The organism is Dactylosporangium maewongense, from assembly GCF_039531485.1.
GTDB classification, from domain to species: domain Bacteria; phylum Actinomycetota; class Actinomycetes; order Mycobacteriales; family Micromonosporaceae; genus Dactylosporangium; species Dactylosporangium maewongense.
The window spans coordinates 18520-37405 of sequence record NZ_BAAAQD010000017.1; the positions used below are offsets into that span (position 1 = coordinate 18520).

13 protein-coding genes and 1 pseudogene are annotated in these 18886 nt (G+C 71.8%); 8 read left to right on the plus strand and 6 right to left on the minus strand.

Features of this window, described 5'->3' with window-relative positions; genetic code table 11:
• Positions 1-10 precede the first annotated feature (10 nt).
• Positions 11-1123 (minus strand): 2,3-diaminopropionate biosynthesis protein SbnA, encoded by a 1113-nt coding sequence (gene sbnA / locus ABD332_RS36115; RefSeq protein ID WP_344507281.1) that lies wholly within the window; start codon positions 1121-1123, stop codon positions 11-13.
• Positions 1124-1173: 50 nt separating this feature from the next.
• Between sbnA and ABD332_RS36120 the strand changes: the two genes are divergently transcribed.
• The 5 genes from ABD332_RS36120 to ABD332_RS36140 all read left to right on the plus strand — a co-directional run bounded on the left by ABD332_RS36120 (position 1174) and on the right by ABD332_RS36140 (position 5835).
• Entirely contained in the window at positions 1174-2247 is a 1074-nt protein-coding gene (locus ABD332_RS36120; RefSeq protein ID WP_344507282.1) for a hypothetical protein, read from the plus strand.
• The gene (locus ABD332_RS36125) at positions 2244-3170 is read left to right on the plus strand and encodes an ornithine carbamoyltransferase (protein WP_344507284.1); all 927 of its coding nucleotides are present in this window, start codon (positions 2244-2246) and stop codon (positions 3168-3170) included. The genes ABD332_RS36120 and ABD332_RS36125 overlap by 4 nt, the downstream gene beginning before the upstream one ends.
• A 164-nt stretch (positions 3171-3334) precedes the next feature.
• On the plus strand, positions 3335-3604 hold the full coding sequence (locus ABD332_RS36130) for a LysR family transcriptional regulator (RefSeq protein ID WP_344507286.1): 270 nt from the start codon (positions 3335-3337) through the stop codon (positions 3602-3604).
• A 302-nt stretch (positions 3605-3906) separates the two neighbouring features.
• Entirely contained in the window at positions 3907-4914 is a 1008-nt protein-coding gene (locus ABD332_RS36135) for a ParB/RepB/Spo0J family partition protein (protein ID WP_344507288.1), read from the plus strand.
• 84 nt (positions 4915-4998) lie between these two features.
• Positions 4999-5835, plus strand: a complete 837-nt coding sequence (locus tag ABD332_RS36140) for a phosphotransferase family protein (RefSeq protein ID WP_344507290.1) — start codon at positions 4999-5001, stop codon at positions 5833-5835.
• 89 nt (positions 5836-5924) lie between these two features.
• On the opposite strand, the gene ABD332_RS36145 is transcribed toward ABD332_RS36140, so the two are convergent.
• Positions 5925-6449 (minus strand): flavin reductase family protein, encoded by a 525-nt coding sequence (locus tag ABD332_RS36145; RefSeq protein ID WP_344507292.1) that lies wholly within the window; start codon positions 6447-6449, stop codon positions 5925-5927.
• A 51-nt stretch (positions 6450-6500) separates the two neighbouring features.
• Positions 6501-7538 carry a glycoside hydrolase family 113 protein gene (locus ABD332_RS36150; protein ID WP_344507294.1) on the minus strand — a complete coding sequence of 346 codons (1038 nt, stop codon included), beginning with the start codon at positions 7536-7538 and terminating at the stop codon, positions 6501-6503.
• Between the two features lie 65 nt (positions 7539-7603).
• Between ABD332_RS36150 and ABD332_RS36155 the strand changes: the two genes are divergently transcribed.
• Positions 7604-8185 carry a TetR/AcrR family transcriptional regulator gene (locus ABD332_RS36155; RefSeq protein ID WP_344507296.1) on the plus strand — a complete coding sequence of 194 codons (582 nt, stop codon included), beginning with the start codon at positions 7604-7606 and terminating at the stop codon, positions 8183-8185.
• A 247-nt stretch (positions 8186-8432) separates the two neighbouring features.
• Here ABD332_RS36155 and ABD332_RS36160 read toward each other — a convergent pair whose 3' ends face one another.
• Entirely contained in the window at positions 8433-9356 is a 924-nt protein-coding gene (locus ABD332_RS36160; RefSeq protein WP_344507298.1) for an AMIN-like domain-containing (lipo)protein, read from the minus strand.
• A 191-nt stretch (positions 9357-9547) separates the two neighbouring features.
• Between ABD332_RS36160 and ABD332_RS36165 the strand changes: the two genes are divergently transcribed.
• Positions 9548-11179: a ricin-type beta-trefoil lectin domain protein gene (locus tag ABD332_RS36165; protein WP_344507299.1), complete on the plus strand. Its 1632-nt coding sequence runs from the start codon at positions 9548-9550 to the stop codon at positions 11177-11179.
• A gap of 127 nt (positions 11180-11306) precedes the next feature.
• Here ABD332_RS36165 and ABD332_RS36170 read toward each other — a convergent pair whose 3' ends face one another.
• The gene (locus ABD332_RS36170) at positions 11307-13244 is read right to left on the minus strand and encodes a ricin-type beta-trefoil lectin domain protein (protein ID WP_344507301.1); all 1938 of its coding nucleotides are present in this window, start codon (positions 13242-13244) and stop codon (positions 11307-11309) included.
• Positions 13245-13467: 223 nt separating this feature from the next.
• On the opposite strand from ABD332_RS36170, the gene ABD332_RS36175 reads away from it, so the two are divergent.
• The gene (locus tag ABD332_RS36175; protein ID WP_344507303.1) at positions 13468-14469 is read left to right on the plus strand and encodes a LacI family DNA-binding transcriptional regulator; all 1002 of its coding nucleotides are present in this window, start codon (positions 13468-13470) and stop codon (positions 14467-14469) included.
• Positions 14470-14647: 178 nt separating this feature from the next.
• On the opposite strand, the pseudogene ABD332_RS60210 reads toward ABD332_RS36175, so the two are convergent.
• Positions 14648-18703, minus strand: a pseudogene (locus ABD332_RS60210) (RelA/SpoT family protein); the annotation flags it as partial.
• Positions 18704-18886 lie beyond the last annotated feature (183 nt).

The window sequence follows — 18886 nt, forward strand, 5'->3', positions numbered from 1 at the left end:
GTGCGCCCGCTCATCGTGGCGGGCCGGAATCCCGGTGTGCGGCCCGATCGGCGTACACCAGATCCAGATAGCGGTCGCCGCGGTCGGGCAACAGCGTCACGATCGAGCTGAGCGGCGCGACGGCCGGCACCAGCTTCTGAATGGCGGCGATCACCGAGCCCGACGAACCGCCGGCGAAGATGGCCTCGCGGGCCACCAGATCCCGGCAGCCGGCGATGGCCTCGTCGTCGGTCACGTGGATGACCTGGTCGATGAGGCGCATGTCGAGCAGTTCCGGCACCCGTGACGCGCCGATGCCCGGAAGGCGCCGGGGGCCGGCCGGGGTGCCGAACACGACGGATCCGACGGCGTCGACCGCGACCACGCGCAGCCGGGGATGCGCCTGCTTGAGCCGTTCGGCGATGCCGACGAGCGTGCCGGTGGTGCTGACCGCGAGGACCAGATAGTCGACGGGGCCGGGCAGATCGGCCAGGATCTCCGCCGCGGTGAGGTGGTGCGCCCGCGGGATCAGCGCGTTGGCGTACTGGTTGATCCAGACCGACGACGGGTCGGCCGTCAGCAACTGGCGGACCCGGTCGATCCGGGCTTCGAGGTAGCCACCCTGCGGCGCAGGGACGTCGACCATGTCGATGGTCGCGCCGAAGCTCTTGAGGATGGTGAGGTTGCTGGCCGTGATGTTCGGATCGACCACCAGCGTCAGGCGCAGATGGTAGATGCTGGCCATCATGGCGAGCGCGACACCGAAGTTCCCGGACGTGCTCTCGACGACATGGGTGTCGGGCTTCAGGACTCCGTCCTCGACACCGCGCTCGATGACGTACCGGGCGGCCCGGTCCTTGACACTGCCGGCCGGGTTGAGGAACTCGAGCTTCGCGTAGACACGGGGCGCGTCCGCGCCGAACAGTCGCTGCAACTGGACCATAGGCGTGGATCCGACGCAGCTCACCACATTTGAGTGCAGCAAGACATCCTCTTTGATGCGTGGGAACGGTTGCCGGGCACGGTCACACGTCAGTACCGGCACGGTGTCAGCGCCCCAGAACCTTGTCAACCGAACGACTTCGGCGCTGTGGAGTGCCCCGCGCGCACGACGATCGGAACTCGACAAACAGCGGCCCGGCACGAAGACTGGCCGTCGGAGGAAGGTGTCGTCGCCGACGAAGGTGGAGCCTTTTGCGACCGGACGAGATTCTGATCATCGATCGCGACACCGTTGAGCGGTGCCTGGCGAAACAGGACCCGGTGGCGCTGGTCGAGTCGATGCTCCATCATCACGCCGCAGGCGGCACCGTGTTGCCGGCCGAGGGGTACCTCGCGTGGCGCAACGGTGTCGGCGCCTACACGCGCGCCATCGCGATGCTCGGCGGGTCCGACACGTCGTCCGGGCGTACGTACGGGATGAAGCTCATCAACGCGTCGGTGAGCAACCCGGGCCTCGGCATCGAACGGGCCGGCGGGTTCACGGTGCTGTTCGATCCCGAGACGGCCCGGCCGACCGCACTCGTGGAGGCGGGCTTCATCAGTGCCGAACGCACGGCCGCGTACACCATGTCGACGTTGCGGGTGCTGGGCCCGGCGGGGTTCGACGAGGTGTCCATTGTGGGCTGTGGGACCATCGCGCGGGCGCACGTGCGGCTCCTGCACCGCTATTTCGGGGCCGTGCGGCGCATCCACGTGCACGACATCGACCCCGAGCGGGCGCGGCGGTTCGCGTCGGACGTGACCGGGCGGTTCCCGGAGTACACAGTGGACATCCACCCGGACGTGCACTCGTGCGTGTCGGCCAGCCAGGTCCTCGTGACGCTGACCGTCTCCGACGAGCCCTACATCGAGGCCGGCAGTCTTCGGCCCGGGACGTTCGTGGCCCACGTGTCGCTCGACGACCTGCGCCCCGAGGTGTTCGAACACGCGCAGGCCGTGTACGTCGACGACCTCGGCCTCGTGTGCGACAACCCGCGACGGATCCTGGGCGCGCTCATCCGCGACGGCCGGGTCGCGGTGCCCGGCACCTCGGACGCACCCGGGTCCGGCCCCGGCCGGGCGATCACCGGCGCGTACGGCGACGTCCTGCGCGGCGCGCTGCCGGCGGTCCGTCCGGACGACGGATTCGTCGTCAGCAATCCGTTCGGGATGGCTGTCGCGGACGTGGTCATGGGCCGGGCGGTCGCCGATCTGGCCCGCGCCGAGGGTTTGGGAGTCATGGTGGACCTGCTGGGCGCGGCCACCCGAGCGGGGGGAGCCGCGTGATGAGCGGTCGCAGTCTGATCTCGATCGCCGACCTGACGACGGCCGAGCTGGAGCACCTGGTGGCCCGCTCGGGTGAGTACTTCACCGCGCAGCCGGTGGACCACCGGCCGTTGCGGGACAAGGTCGTCGGCGTCCTCTTCACGGTCACGTCCACGCGTACCCGGACGGCGTTCAGCAGCGGCGTGGCGCGACTGGGCGGGACGGTTGTTGCATACGGGCCGCGGGATCTGCAACTGGTCACCGGCGAGACGCTCGATGACACCGCACGGGTGTTCGGTGGAATGCTCGACGCGCTCGTGGTGCGCGACCCGGTGCCCATGGCCGATCTGCGCCGGTTCGCAGATGTCTCCGGCATCCCGGTCATCAACGCGATGGTGCGGGAGGAGCACCCGACGCAGGGTGTGAGCGATGTGGCCATGCTGCGGACGCACTTCGGCCGCCTCGACGGCCTGCACGTCGGGTACTTCGGGGAGGGCAACAACAGCGCGACCGCCCTGGCCCTCGGTCTGGCGAAGGTGCCCGGCCCGTCCTTGAGCCTGGCGACACCGTCCGGGTACGGCCTGGATCCCGCTTACCTGGCCGAGGCGCGGCAACTCGTAGCGGGGTCCGGCCGTCAGGTGCGCGAGGTCCACGACGTGAACGACCTCGGCGACGACCTGGACGTGGTCTACACGACGCAGTGGTGCACGACCGGCACGACGAAGCCCGATCCGGACTGGCGGCGGCACTTCGAGCCGTTCGCCGTCACCGAGGACCTGATGTCCCGGTGGCCCGGCGCGGTGTTCATGCACGACCTGCCGGCCCACCGCGGCGAGGAGGTCGCGGCCACGGTCCTCGACGGCCCCCGCTCGATCGCCTGGGCGCAGGCGCGGATGAAACTGGCCAGCGCGATGGCCGTTCTGGAGTGGTGCCTGGGCGGCTGAGACAGGGAACATCTAAGCCATTCGCGAAGAAGGTACGATTTGTCCAAAGTGCGGGCTTAGTACCTCGGAATCCGGGATGGCTATTGACAATGGCATAGAGCGTTCGCAATGGTTGCCGAGTCGATGACCTTTACGGGGTAGGTCATCCACACGGAAAGGCTGCCATGGACGACCGTGAGCTGAGGGCTTTCACTTCAATCGCCGAGTTCGGCCGTATGGACCTGGCGGCCAAGGAGCTGGGATATTCACAGCCGGCACTCAGTTATCAGATCAGGCGGTTGGAGTCGGCGCTAGGTGCGGCGCTGCTCACGCGAGGCCCGACCGGAGTCGAGTTGACCATCGCGGGGCAGCTGATCCTGCCGACCGCCCGGGCCACGCTCGTGCTCATCGAAGGCATGAAGCAGACTGCGGGCGTGGCCGACCGGCGCCGATGACGACGAGTTCACGCGCAGCGCCTTCCGGCCGTTCAACCGCGTCGTTGCGCAGTTGAACGGCTGGGCCGGCATTCGAATGGCGCCTGTTTCGCCGTCGGTCCATCGACAACGCTCTGTCACGTACATGTAGTAGGCATCTATAGCAGGCCGTTTTCGCGCAGGGCAAGGCGGTATTAGAACTTTTATGCAGCTGTGTCACCTTCGTCATTGCGGTGGCTACTCTTCCGGCAGACCTGGCCAGTCGGCGCACGGGGAGGGCCATCTTGGATCAGTCGACCGCTCCGACGTTGAGACTCGAACGGATGATGAAGGGTGCCGAACCGGTTGGTGGGAAACACCTGGACCTGTTGATCGGGGGAGCGTCGCCGACCCGGTTCGTGCCGATCACGTCGCTGCGGCCGGCGGACTCGCCCCGCCTCGACGGCGAGGACGTCGAGCACATCCAGATGCTGGCCGACGTGGAGACGAGGCTGCCGCCGATCCTCGTGCACCGCGCGACCATGCGGGTGATCGACGGGATGCACCGGTTGCGGGCCGCCCAGTTGCGCGGCGACGAGTGCATCGAGGTGCAGTTCTTCGACGGTTCGGCGCAGGAGGCGTTCGTCCTCGGCGTGAAGGCCAACATCTCGCACGGCCGGCCGCTGCCGCTGTCGGACCGCATCCGCGCCGCCGAGCGCATCATGGCGTCGCATCCCACCTGGTCCGACCGCGTGATCGCGGCCGCCGCCGGGCTGAGCGCGCGGTCCGTGGCGAACCTGCGACGCCGGCTGGCCGGCGACCTCGACGAGGTGGGGGAGGTCCAGGCGCGGACCGGCCGGGACGGCCGGGTCCGCCCCGTCGACAGCGCCGAGGGGCGGCTGCGGGCGGCGGACTTCATCGAGAAACACCCCGACGCGTCGTTGCGGGTGATCGCGCGCAGCGTCGGACTGTCGGCGGCGACCGTGCGCGACGTCCGGCAGCGTGTGGAGCGCGGTGAGAGCCCGGTGCCGTCGAGCCGGATCAAGCGGCAGGGCGCGGCGAACGGCGGCGCCGGACGCGGGGGAGGCCCCGCGACGGAGCCGGACCTGATCGGCATCGAGGCGTTGGTGCACGGGCTCAAGGCCGACCCGTCGTTGCGGTTGACGGACTCGGGACGGCGGCTGCTGCGGTGGGTACTGACGAAGGTCCTCTCGCCCCAGGAATGGCAGGAGGTCAGCGACGGGTTGCCGCCCCACGCGGCGTACGTGCTCAGCGACGTGGCCCGCCGGTGCGCGACGGAGTGGCAACGCGTCGCCGACGACCTGGAGCAGCGCACCCGCAAGATGGCCTGACATCGAGCGGCGGCCCGGACCCCGGGTGCCGTGGCGTCGTCGCCGGTGAGTTGTCCGGCACGGGCGGCGTCCTACAATCGGCCGGTGACAGGTCTCTCGCCGCGGCAGCAGGATCTCCTGCGGCAATGGCTGCCGGACGCGACCGTCGAGCACGACCACAGCTGGGGATTGGTCGCGACCACCGTCCTCGAGGTGACCTCCGGCGGCGCCCGGTTCATCGTCAAGGCCGGCGGCGTCAGCGACCACCACATCGTCCGCGAGCTGCAGGCGCACCGGCACTGGCTCGGCCCGTGGACGTCCCGCGGCCTGGCGCCGGCGCTGGAGCACGGCGACGACGACGCGAAGCTGCTCGTCACCCGGCACCTGCCGGGCGGCCTCGTCCTCGGCACCGCCTTCGAGGACGAGCCCGCCACCTACCGGCAGGCCGGCGCCCTGCTGGCGCTGCTGCATGCGCAGCCCGCGGCGGCCGACAACGACTACGAGCGGCGCGAGAACGCCAAGTCGCTGGCCTGGTTGGACGGTCCGCACCGGATCCCGGCAGCAACGGCCGAGCGGCTGCGGGCCGAGATCGCCGGCTGGCCGACGCCGCCGGCCCGCCTGGTCCCGACGCACGGCGACTGGCAGCCCCGCAACTGGCTCGTCCACGACGGTGCCGTCGCCGTCATCGACTTCGGCCGCGCCGCGATGCGCCCCGCCGCGAGCGACCTCACCCGCCTCGCCGCGCAGCAGTTCCGCCGCGACCCGTCGCTGGAGGCGGCGTTCCTCGACGGGTACGGCGCCGACCCGCGCGACCCCGCCGCGTGGCACCGCACCCGGGTCCGCGAGGCGATCGCCACGGCCGGCTGGGCGTACAAGGTGGGCGACGAGACCTTCGAGGCCCAGGGCCACCGGATGATCGCCGAAGCCCTCGCCACGACCTGACGCCCGCAGGCGGCGACAGCTCCTCTGTCGTTCCGTCGCGCCGGAGCGGGGCGCTCGCGACCTCGGGGAGCACACGCGTCCGCGGGCGGCTACGGGCTGGTGTGGAACTCGCGCTCGCGGTAGGTCAGCGGGGCGTCGGCCGGGCCGATCCAGGCGTCGGCGACCTCGGCGACGACCACCGTCGAGCTGCCGACAGGCAATCGGTGCAGGGCCGTGCAGCGCAGCGCCGCCGGCACGCCGTGCAGCAGCGGCTCGCCCGTGGGCAGCGTCGTCCACGGCTGGTCGGCGGTGAACCGGCGGCCGCCTGGCTGGGCGAACTGCCGGGCCAGGTCCTCGTGCGCGGCGCCGAGCAGGTGTACGACGAAGCTGCCCGCCGCCACGATCAGCCGTGCCGACGGCGAGTCCATGACCGAGAACGACAGCGCCGGCGGGGCCAGCGACACCGATGCGACGCTCGACGCCGTCAGGCCGACGGGGCCGTCCGGCCCGGCAGCGGCGATGACCGCCACCCCCGTCGGGTAACCACGGAAGGCCGCCTTGAACGACGCCACGACACCCGTGCCGACCTCGAGGGTCACCGCCGCCCCGCCTTCCGTCCCGCTCGTGGACAACACCGACACCGCAACCCTAAAACCTCAACCGGACTTGAGGTCAACAGCGTGGCGTCACGGACGAGGAGCGCTCGGAGTTCCTCTGCGCGCCCTGAGGTCCGCGCGGGCGCGGCCGTACTCGGCGAGGGCGTGGAAGGCGGCCTTCGGCGTCCACGTGCCGTCCGGCAGCACCCGCACGATCCCGCGCGCGGCCAGGTCGAAGTCGCGCCGCGGGTCGTCGGTCGTCGGCAGGTGCCGGTTGGCGAAGGTGTACACGAACGCCGCCTCGACGCCGCCTGCCTCGTAGTCGCGCAGCAGGTCCACGAGGTATCGGGCCTGCCCATCCTCGTCGCGCTCCAGGCCGGCGGTGAGCGACGCGGCGCGGCCGTGCTCGTCGTAGGTCACCGGCTCCGCCGCGCCCGCCACGTCGGCGGCGCCGCGGAACGTGCAGCAGCCGAACTCGGTCGCGGCGTACGGCTTGCCCTGGCCCACGGCCGCCGCCAGGGTCTGCGGGAACGCCGCGGCGTTGGTCGCGTCGCGGTAGCCGGCGTCGCTGGCGATGATGTCGAACGGTGCCCAGTCCACGGCCTCGAGGGGGATCGAGGCGTACCCGACGGGTCCGCCGAAGCGCTCCCGCACCGCCGGGACCGCCTCGGCGAAGAAGGCGTGGACCGCCGCGCGTGCGGCCGGGACGGCCTCCCGCATCCGCATCGGGTCGGTGAACAGCGCCATCCGCTCGGTCAGGTCCCGGCCGGGCAGGAAGCCGTCGGTGAACATCGAGATCTCGGAGCCGACCAGGTACACGACCCGGGCGCCGTCGCGCCGCAACCGCTCGGCCCGCGACGCGCCGTCGAGCACGAAGGCCATGAGCTCGTCGCGGTCGAGGCCGTTGGTGAACGGGCAGTACCAGACCTCGAGGCCGGCGTCGGCGGCGAGCCGCGCGGTCAGCTCGAGCCGGTCCTGCTCGCCGCCGGTGACGCGCACCGCGTCGCAGTGCAGCTCGTCGCGGATGACGCGCAGGTCGCGCCGCACGGTCTCCGCGTCGAACGGCTCATGGGTGGTGGACCCGGCGCTCACGAAGCCGGTGTCGTAGTTCATGCCGAAGACGCGCATGAGGTCCTCCTCGCCTATAAGGTACGACGCGTACCCTATAAGGTACGTCCGGTACCCTGCAAGTCATGAGCACGCGGCGCCGCGGCGAGGACCTTGAGCGGGCGATTCTGCACGCGGCGGCGGAGGAGCTACGGGAGTCCGGCTACGCGGGCATGACCATGGACCGGGTCGCGGGGCGGGCCGGGACCAACAAGAACGCCATCTACCGCCGCTGGCCGAACCGTGCGGCGCTGGGCATCGCCGCGTACCGGCACCTGTCCGACGCCGTCCTGCCTGACCCGGACACGGGCACCCTGCGGGGCGACGCGCTGGAGATGCTGCGCCGGGCGAACCAGACCTGGTCCTCACCGCACGGCGCGATCCTGCGCGGCCTGCTCGCCGCCGCGGCCGACGACCCCGAGCTGCTCACCCTCATGCGCGAACGCTCCGGCGCCGACACCATGGACCGGGCCTGGCTGGCGATGCTCGAACGGGCCGCCGCCCGTGGCGAGGCGCCGGCGGCGGCCGTCCACCTGAGGGTCGCGGCCACGCCGATGCTGCTGCTGCGCGCCGAGTACGCGATGCGCGGCATCCCTTCCGTCCCCGACGAGGTGCTCGTCGAGATCGTCGACGAGGTGTTCCTGCCACTCGTCCGCGGCCGCGGCTGAAGTGTCGCAGCGCACTTGAAAGTTCCTCGCAACTGATTGACCTTCCTGAACCCGCATGCAATTGGCTCCGGCAGGTGCCGGCGCCGGGCGATCCCGAGCATCGGAGATGGGTCGGACAGCGGTACGCCCACCTGGTGCTGCGCGACCGGATGTGCGTGGCGTTGAGCCGTTCGACGGGGACACGATCGACCGCACAGGTCCCGGCGAACCGCGCCGGCAACCGGTGCGGTTCGCCGCTGCCCACGCTTCAGTACGCGATGTCCACGACGAGGCGGGTCGGGTCGGTCAGGAGCATGACCCGGTAGCCGGTGCGGTGGTGGGTGGTGATGAACGCCGACACGGTGCCGTTGTCGTAGACGGTGAACGACACCGACTGTGCCTGGGACAGGCCGGTCGGCGCGGGGTTCGGGCCGGTGACGACGCCGCGCTGGGTGGTGGCGGCGGTGAGGCCGACGTGGATCGTCGTCGGGTTCGGCGCCGTGTAGGCGACGCTGATCAGCGGCGTGGTCGCCGTGCTCAGGTCGAGGACCACGCGGTCGTAGCCGGGGTGCGCGGCCGACCGCACGCCGGCGATCTGGACCTGTGCCGCGGTGCCGGCGCCGCCGAGGAACCGTTCGGTGGTGAACGGCTGGGTGGGCTGGTGCGCGACGTCCACCGCGATCCGCGGCGGGTTCGTCAGCCGCAGCACCCGGAAGCCGACCCCGTCGGCGAGCCCGAGACCGAAGCTGATGTACCCCTCGGACGCGCCGCCGGACTTGATCTGGCGCAGGGTCGGCAGGCGCGGGTCGTACACCCGGGTGAGGTCGATCGTGGACGCGCCGGTCGCGACGTCGTGGGCGAACGCGCCGTCGAACACGACCCGCAGCGTCGTGGCGCCCGCCAGCGGGATGGTGGCGCCGCTGCCGGCGGCGACGAGCGGGCCGTACTCCACGCGGTACCCGGGGGTGCCGCCGGTGAAGTCGAAGACGGTGCGGTCGTAGGCGTCGTGCCGGCCGGTCCGGACGCCCACCAACGTCGGCGGGTGCGGGTCCCACGGCGGCACGGTCGCGGTGCCCGTGATGGGCGTGACGCCCGTCGGGGCGGGCAGGTCGTCCGCCGCGGCCGCGGTGCCCGGCAGGGCGAGGACCGGGACGAGCAGCAGGGCGGCGGACAGCAGTCGGAGCTTGGTCATCCGCATGGCAGTGGCCTTTCCAGAGGGATCGAGTGCGATGACACGACCCAGACGCCCGACCCCTCCCGCCGGTTGACGCACCGCGCCCGCCGTGTCCTCGATTCGACACCAGATTTCGAAAACGATGGATGTGTCGGCGGCCGTCGCGGAGCCTGGATCCGCAGCGTGCGAAGGGAGCGATGGTGGGACGAGTGCGTTTTGCCGCGTTGGTACTGGCTACCGCGGCGGCGATGCTGGCGCCGGTGCTCGCCGACGCGCCGCTCGCGGACGCGGCGACGGGGCGGCCCGTCGACGGCGGCGCCGCCATGTACCCGCGGGCGGTCCGGCTCGCGGCCTCCGGCGCCGCCAACGGCCGGGTCCTGCTCACCGTCACCCAGTTCCCGGCTGGCGGCCCGGCCGGCGCGATCTACGAGAACACCGGCGGCGGGTTCCAGCGGGTCGGCACCGTCGCCGACCCCGACGCGCGGCAGGGGCTGTGCTGCACGACGCTGTTCGAGCTGCCCCGGCAGGTCGGCGCGCTGGGCGCCGGCACGCTGCTGTGGGCCGGCGCCGTCGGCCAGGACGGCGGCGGCGAGCGGCGCATGGCGATCCGGCTGTGGGCCAGCAACGACGTCGGGCGCAGCTGGCGGTTGCTGTCGACGGTGGCCCGGTCCGGCAACAGCGGCGGGCTGTGGGAGCCGGAGCTGGCCGTCGACGCGGCCGGGCGGCTCGTCGTGTACTTCGCCGACGAGAGCCAGCCGGGCCGCAGCCAGGTCCTCGTCCAGGCGGTCTCCACCGACGGTGTGAACTGGCCGGCCCGCAGCGTCATCGTCACCGGCCCGCAGCCGGGGCACCGGCCGGGCATGCCGGCGGTGCGGCGGATGCCCGACGGGCGCTGGCTGCTGGCCTACGAGGTGTGCGGGTTCGGCGGCCAGTACGACTGCGCGGTCCGCAGCCGTACCTCGGCGGACGCGACCACCTGGGGTGACCCGGCGCGACTCGACCCGGTCGTGACCGCCGCCGACGGCCGTTACCTCACCGCCACCCCGACACTCGCCACCACCGCCACCGGCCGGGTGCTGCTCATCGGCCAGCGGGTCCGCAACGCCGACGGCACCGACGCCGCGGTCAACGGCCGGGCCATGTTCACCAGCCTCGACAACGGCCGCGGCTGGTACGTCACCGCGACCCCGGTCGCCGTCCCGGGCGCCCGCACCGGCGTCTGCCCCAACTACAGCCCCGTCGTGGTGCCGACGCTGGACGGCACCGGCGTGCTGCAGGTGACGACCGACGACACCGGCGCCGGCTGCCGCGCCGCCTACGACGACGCGCTCCTGCCGCCGTCCTCGACCCGCACCGGGCGGCTCACCGCGTCCGGCGGCGCGTGCGTCGACGTCGCCGCGGGCGGCGGCAGCAACGGCAACGCCGTGCAGACCTGGCAGTGCAACGACGCGCCCGTGCAGCGGTGGACGCTGCGGCCGGACGGCTCCCTCGAGGCCCGCGGCCGCTGCCTGGACCTCCCGGGCGCGGCGACCGCGGCGGGCACCCCGCTGCAGATCTGGGACTGCAACGGCTCCCCCGCCCAGCAGTGGCTGCGCCGCGCCGACGGCGCCCTGCTCAACCCCAACTCGGGCCGCTGCCTGGACGCCCCCGACGCGACCTTCTGCCCCGAGACGACCACCGCCGGCGTGCGCCTGCGGTCGTACAACTTCCCGGACCGGTACGTGCGGCACTACAACGCGGTCGGCTACATCGCCACCCCGGGCGGCGGGACCCCGTCGGACGCCCCGGCCGGCTTCGACGCCGACACGGCCTGGCGCCCGGAGCAGGGCCTCGCCGCCTGACGCGCTAGCCGAGCGTCCAGCTCGCCGCGGTGTTGTTCAGCGTCGCGCCCTCGATGTCGAGGTCGATGCAGGGAAGCGGTGGGGGTGGCGGCGCCCCGGGCGGAGAGGCGCCGCCACCGGATGTGCGCTAGGGCAGCGTCCAGAGCTGGTTGGCGCCGCCGAAGCAGGTCCAGATCTGCAGGCGGGTGCCATCGGCGGAGCTGTTGCCGGTCGCGTCGAGGCACTTACCGGAGCCGGTGTTCACCAGCTTCCCGGCGTTCACCGTCCACTTCTGCGCGTTACTACCGTTGCAGTCGTAGAGCTGCACGGTCGTGCCGTCGGCGGTGCCTGCGCCGGTCACGTCGAGGCACTTGCCGAGCGCGCGGAGGCTGTTGTCGGCGTTGCCCGTCGTCCACTGCTGGGCGCCGGTGCCGTTGCAGCCGTACAGCTGGACCGCGGTCCCGTTGGCCGAGCTGGCGCCGGCGACGTCGACGCACTTGCCGCCGATGCCGGTGATCTGTCCGGTGCGGGTGCCGCCGCCACCGGTCTGGGTGGCGGTCAGGGTCGGGTTGCCCGTCGCGGTGTTCCACGTGAACGTCGCCGAGGTCCGGGTCGGCAGGCTGTACACGAACGACTGGCCGCCCCAGTTGACCTTCAGCGTCTGCGTCGAGCCGCTGGAGTTGTAGGCGATGAGCGCCTTCGAGCCGTCCGGGTTCTTGAACGCCACGTTGGGGATGGTGGCGTTCGCGGTGGAGTCGATGCGCACGGCGCCGGGGCGGACGAACTTGGTGAGGTGCCCCATCGTGTAGTACTCGACGGTGTAGTCGACCTGGCCGCTGCGCGAGTCGCCGCGGTGCACGGTGATCAGGCCGGTGCAGGTGCCGCAGCCGCCGTTGTGCGGGCCCATGTTCTGGTCGACGGCGAGGCTCCACTTGGTCCAGGACCGGCCCCAGTTGCGGAAGTACTCGATGAGGTCGTACATGTCCTCGGAGTGCTGGTTGCCGACCCAGGTGCCACCGGAGTGCTCGGTGAAGTACTGGTTGACGTTCGGGAACTGGTTGTGGACCGTGGTCATCTGCGTTGGGCTGCCGCCGTAGTCGTGCCAGGCGATGCCGCCGAAGTTCGGGTGGCCGCGCAGCGCGGCGTCGTTGACCAGCGGCGCCACCCACGTGTCGTACGTGTCGAAGTTCCAGTCGCCGATGAGCAGCTTCGTGCTCAGGCCCGCGCCCTGCAGCGCCGGCATCAGGTCGTTCTTGGCGAAGGACTGCAGGCCGGAGACGGGCCACTGCATCGACGGGTAGCCGGGGCAGCAGCCGGGCTCGTTCTGCTGCGTCACATAGTTGACGTGCACGCCCTGCGCCTCGTAGCCCTGGACGTACTTGGTGATGTACTGCGCGTACGTCTTGTACCACTGGGCCTGCAGGTAGCCCTGGCTGTAGGCGTTGTTGTCCTTCATCCACGGCGGCGCCGACCACGGCGAGCCGATGACGATCATGCCCGGGTTGAGGGCCTTGGCCTGCTTGGTCAGTGCCATCACGTCGGCGTCCCGGGCGAGCGAGAAGTCGTTCAGGTCGCAGCAGGTGGTGTCGTACGAGTAGCTGTTCTGCGCCAGGTCCGAGGAGCCGATGACGTTGCGGGTGGCGCTGACGCCGATGCCGGCGGTCGGGCTGAACAGCTTGGTCATGACGTCGTTCTGGGTCGCCTGGCTCAGCGCGCCGCTGCCGCGGATGTTGAACGCGGCGGTGTCGGTGAACGACGCGCCGGCGCCCTCGAACGGCTGGTAGGTGCTGCCCTCGTTGACGGTGACCGTCTGGTTGGCGCTGCCGGTGCTGGCGGTGAACACGACCGAGGACTGCTGCTGCAGGCCGCGGGTCACGGTGCGGCCGCCGCTGTCGGAGGTGGTGGTGAGCCAGACGTTGACGCTCTCGTTGGCGGCGTTGGCGAACTGCTGGGGCAGCACGATCACGGCGGCGGCGACGACGCTGACGGCCGCCGCGACGGTGACGAGCCGCCCCCGCCGGCGCCGCGGCCGGGCGCCGCGCCGCATCTCGCTGGGTGGGCTGGACGGTTCGTGGGCATGCGACATGGGCGCGCCTTTCCGGGGCGGGACACGACCGGGAGCCATCGCTGGCGGGCGGGGCACGGTCGCCGGTGGGGGTGACGGGTGTTCCATAGAACACACCCGATGCGGTGTCGAGTCAATCAAAGCGAAGCACAAATTTTCTGTAAATTTGTTACATCGCTGCCGCGCCTGCCTATACTTCGCCGCATCCCGGGCCCCCTGCCGGCGACATACTGGAGGAGCCGACGTGCCGAGACGTGCGACGATCCGCGATCTCGCCCACCGCAGCGGCGTGTCGATCGCGACCGTGTCGCGCGTGCTCAACGGGCACGCGAACGTCGCCGCCGGCACCCGCGACCGGGTGCTGCACGCCGCCGGCCAGCTGGGGTGGCACGGCGGGCGCGCCACCGACGGCGACGTGGTGTTCGTCCGCTGCCCGTACGTGCTCAGCGACTACTTCGGGCTGATCGTCTCCTCGGTCGTGGAGACCGCCGAGCTGCACGGGATGAGCGTCATGATGAACGCCGGGAAGGGCGCCGCCGGCCGCAGCCCGCTCCCCGCGCTGCCGGACCGGCCGGGCGTGCGCGGTGCGGTGCTCATCCTGCCGCCCGAGCCCACCGAGGACCTGGTGATGCTCCGCGACCGGCGGTTCCCGTTCGTGGTCGTGGACCCCCGCACCGCGCCGCCGCGCGACGTCGTCGCCATCTCCTCCGCCCACTTCGCGGGCGCCCGCAGCCTCATGGCCCATCTGGTCGGGCTCGGGCACCGCCGGGTCGGGATCATCGGCGGGCCCCGCGAGTGGTCGGTCAACGACGGGCGGCTCGCCGGCTACGTGACGCCGCTCATCGAGCTCGGCCTCCTGCCGCCGTCCGAGCTGCTGCGCTTCGTCACCGAGCCGAACGAGGCGCAGGGCCACGCCGCCGCCTGCGACCTGCTCGACCTGCCCGACCCGCCGACGGCGCTGGTCGGTTTCAACGACAAGATCGCCGTCGGAATCCTGCGGGCGGCCGCCGAGCGGGGCCTGCGGGTGCCCGCGGACCTGTCGGTGGCGGGCTTCGACGACATCGACGTCAGCCGCGCCACCCACCCGATGCTCACCACGGTCCGCCAGCCTCTCGCCGAGCTCGGCCGGATGGCGGTGACCATGCTGCTACGCATGATCGGCGGCCACGAGCTCGACGCCCTGCACGTCGAACTGGCCACGGAACTCGTCGTCCGCGACTCCACCGCCCCGCCCCCGTCGATGTAACAGTTTCACGCAAGTGTTTCACGGCGCCCGGCCGGGACCGTCATCGGCGGGTTCGGCACACGCACGGCATGTTCAGCATGTACTTCCTCGCCGGTCAGCAGCTTCCACGACCCCCAGCCGGCGGGCACGAGGGTGCCGATGTGCAGGGCCAGATCGGCATGGTTCACCCTGTGGCGTTCTCGTCGAAGTGCCGCCGGATCGCGGTGCGGGCTTCGGGGCTCTTGACGAAGCCCAGCCACTTCCGGGCCGGGCTGGCGGTCTCGGACCTCGACGTGAAGACCTCGATGACGTCGCCGCTGGACAGGGCGTCCTCCAAGGGCACGAGCCTGCCGTTGACCCGCGCGCCGATGCACGTGTGGCCGATGTCCGTGTCCAGGGCGTAGGCGAAGTCGACGGGCGTCGCGCCGGCCGGCAGTTCGATCACGTCGCCCTTGGGCGTGAAGACGTAGACCTCCCGGCCGGACAGGTCGAGGCGCAGCGCGTCGAGGAACTCCGCCGGTCCCGTCCCGGGCTCGGCGATCGCGGCGTCCCTGCCCGCGCTGTAGCGCCAGTGCGCGACGATGCCGTACTCGGCGGTGCGGTGCAACGCGTAGGTGCGGATCTGCAGCTCGACCGGCCTGCCGTTCGGCCCGATCACGGTGGTGTGCAGCGACTGGTACATGTTGAACTTCGGCGTCGCGATGTAGTCCTTGTACCGCCCCGGGACGGGCTGCCAGTTCTCGTGGATGACACCGAGCGCGGCATAGCAGTCCTGGACCGTGTCGACCAGGACGAGCACGCCGACCATGTCGTAGATGTCGCCGAAGTCGCGGCCGCGGACGATCATCTTCTGGTAGATGGAGAACAGGTGCTTCGGCCGGCCGGTGACCTCCGACCTGATCTTCGCTGACTTGAGGTCGGTGGCGACCTTCTGCGTGACCGAGCGCAGCAGCGAGTCACGCTGCGGGGTGTGCTCGGCGACGAGTCGGCTGATCTCGTCGAACCGCTTCGGGAAGAGCGTGGCGAACGCGAGGTCCTCCAGCTCCCGCCTGATCGCGTTCATGCCGAGGTGGAGCGCCAGCGGCGCCAGGATCTCCAGGGTTTCCTTGGCCTTCTGCTCCTGCTTCGTGCGGGGCACGAACGTCAGCGTCCGCATGTTGTGCAGCCGGTCGGCGAACTTGATGATCAGCACCCGCGGGTCCTTGACCGTGGCGACGATCATCCTGTGGATCGTCTCGGGCTTCGCCGCGGCGCGTAGTTTGACCTTGTCGAGCCTGGTCAAGCCGTCGACGAGCAGCGTGACCTCGCCGCCGAAGTCGAGCTGCAACCGCTCGATCGTGTAGTCGGTGTCCTCGATCGTGTCGTGCAGCAGCGCCGCGACCAGGGTCGTGGTGTCCATGCCCAGGTCGGCGAGGATCGTGGCCACGGCGAGCGGGTGGGTGATGTAGGGGTCGCCGGACTCGCGGTACTGCCCCCTGTGGAAGTGCTCGGCCATGTCATACGCCCGCTGCAGCAGCCGCAGGTCGGCCTTCGGGTGGACGGCCCTGTGCTGGGCGATCAGCGGTTCGAGCACTTCGCTCACCGCCGGGCTCTGCCACGGCGCGTTGAACCGGGCGAACCGCGCGCGGACCCGGCGGCCGGTCGGCGCGGTGCCGAACAGCAGGGCCGCGTCCACCGGCGAGCTGGGCTCGGTGAGGCCCACGGGGTACACGCCCTTCGCCGAGAGCCGTAGCCCTCCCACCCGCGGGTCACCGGCCCGCTCGAGCGCCTGGAACACCCACTCCCGGTCGACCTCGTCCAGACTGCGGTCGGCCGCGAGCTTCGCGAGCAGGTCCGCGCCAGCCGGGCCGGGCCGTGCCGCGAGCACCCTGAGCGCCCACCGGTGATCGCGGGGCACGCCGTCGCGGCGGTGCGCGGACTGGCGGGCCGCGGCCCGCCGGTCGGCCAGCCCGGCCAGCGTCTCGACGGCCCAACGCCGTCCCAGCTTGTCCACGGCGGCATCGGTCGCCGCCGCGACCAGCAGGCGGGCCCCGGCCGCACGGTCGAGCACGGTCACCGCATCGATCGCGGACCGTCGACTGGGCAGGTCGCGGTTGCTGCCGGCGAACGGTGTCAGCGTCTTCACCGCCGTCGCGAGGGCGGCCGGCGGCACCGGTACGCCGTCGTGGCGCAGCGCCGCGATGAACAGGCCCCCGTCGAGGCCGCCGCCGGCGGCGATGTGCCGCAGCGCTTCGCCGAGGTCCTCGCGGTCCCGCCACAGGAACGCCAGGAACCGGGCGTACGGGTGCCGCCAGCGCGGCCGCGCCGCGGACCAGCCGCCCCGGCGGGCACGGAACACGGCGGCGAACTCGTCGGTGCGCAGGCGCCGGTCGGCGTCGACGTGCAGGGCGGCGAGGAACTCCGCGATGCTGTGGTGCAGGAACTGGAAGCGCCCGTCGCGCTCGACGAGCAGGCCGGTGCGGCGCAGCGTCTCGCGGACCAGCACCCGCCAGGTGCCGTCCGGCAGGTGCGGGGGGCGCAGGTGAGCGGTCCACTCCACCATCGCCGCGAGCGCGTCCGTGCGCTGATCGGTGCGCTGCCGCCAGGCCAGCCGGCAGGCCAGCGGGTGGACCTGGCTCAGCAGCCGGTCGACCGCGGGCAGCGCTTCGGCGCCGTAGTCGCCGGCCACCCGGTTGAGCGACGCGCGCAGATCAGAGCGGAAGAGCCGCTCCGTCAGCATGGACACGAACCGCTGATACAGCTCGATGCTGGAGGACGGCAGCGCGTCGCCGGGCTGGTCCGCGACCAGCTTGCAGATCATCATCGCGACCAGCGGGATCCGGAACAGGTCGTCGAGGCCGCCGCCGAGTATCCGGTCGAGCAGGTCCGTGGCCCGGTCCCCGGGCTCCGGCGAGCCGAGGTGCTCGAACCATCGCTGCGCGAACTGCACGAACTGCTGATCGGTGAACGGCAGCAGGCGGAAGGCCGCGGGGGTGAAGTCGGGTCCGGCGTAGTGGTCGATCTCCGTCAGCGGCCGGGTGGCGACGACGAACCGGTGCGCGGCACGGTCCGACAGCGCCCGGAAGCCCACGATCTTGTCGATGACCGCCTTGCGGTCGCGGTACTCGATGATCTCGTCGAGGCCGTCGACCAGGACCAGCCACCGCACGCCGGCCATCGGTGGCGCGGCGAAGAACCCGGCCGGCCAGTGCTGATTGGCGCCGACCGCGCCGAGCTCCTCGTTGACGGCGGCCGCGACGAGCTCCGGCAGCATCTTCCTGCCGAGCAGCTGGGCGGCGCGGACGCGCACCGGCACGACCGTGTCGACGTCCCGCTCCCAGCGTTGCACCGAGGTCCAGACGGCCGACTGCAGCAGGCTGGACTTGCCCGAGCCCGCGTCGCCGAGCAGGACGCTGTCGCCGGTGCCTTCGAAGATCTGATCCGCGGCGATCGGGACGAGGTCGGTCGCCTCGATGCCGTCGCGGGCCTCCTCGTTCTCGCCGGTGGCCAGCTGGTACACGTAGATCTCCGACAGCGCCGGCATCCGGTGTGCCCCGTGGTCCTGCGGGACCATCAGCTCCTGGTAGGGGTGCCGTTGGGCGGCCTTCTCGGCGGCGTCGAGGTAGCCGCGCAGGCGCCTGGTCGGCACCGGCCACGCCCCGGCCAGGAGCTGCTCGTCGCTGAGCCGGGCCAGCCAGCGCCCGTGCGCGGTGGCGCCGGCGTCAAGCAGGGCCTGGGCCTCGGCGCAGCGCTCCAGCACGGCGCCGATCGGCACGAGGTGCGCGCCGCCGCCGTCGGACAGGCACAGCAGCCCGCAGACGGCCCCGGTGCGGAGGTTGACGACAGGGCTGCCGCTGGCGGTGCCCTGGAGCGGGGCGCCGAAGAGCCGCGGCAGCCGGCCGGCCGGCCTGAGCCTGTGTCGCGACGTTCCCTGGTACTGGAAGCCGGCGGGGACGTCGCCCGCCGGATGCCCGCAGGTCCAGAGCCGGTCCCCGGCGACCAGATCCGTCGACGGCAGGACGAACGCGCGGCCCGCGGCCGGCACGGACCTGGTGATGCTGAGCAGGGCGAGGTCGATGCCGTCGCGGTGCCGGAAGTAGAGCTCCGGCACGGCCCGCAGCGTGAGCTCCTCACCGGTGACCGTGTCGCGTGCGCGCACGAAGTCGGGCAGGTCGGTGACGTCGCCGGCGACGACGTGCGCGCAGGTCGCGACCAGGTCGGGAGTGACGAAGAAGCCGGTGCCCGAGACGGCGGTGGCGCGCGGGGCCGAAGGCATCGTCGAGAGCGCTACGGTTGCCTCGCTCGTCAATGCCTCGAGAGACTCGGCCGCTGTCGCGGCGGCTGGCTCGACCCGCCCCACTCAAGCCCAATCTTGAATGCGGACTTTCCCGTCGCCTGTTCCGATGATGGTGATGGTGATGGTGATGGTATCGCCAGGCGTGCCGCCGGAGGAATCTCG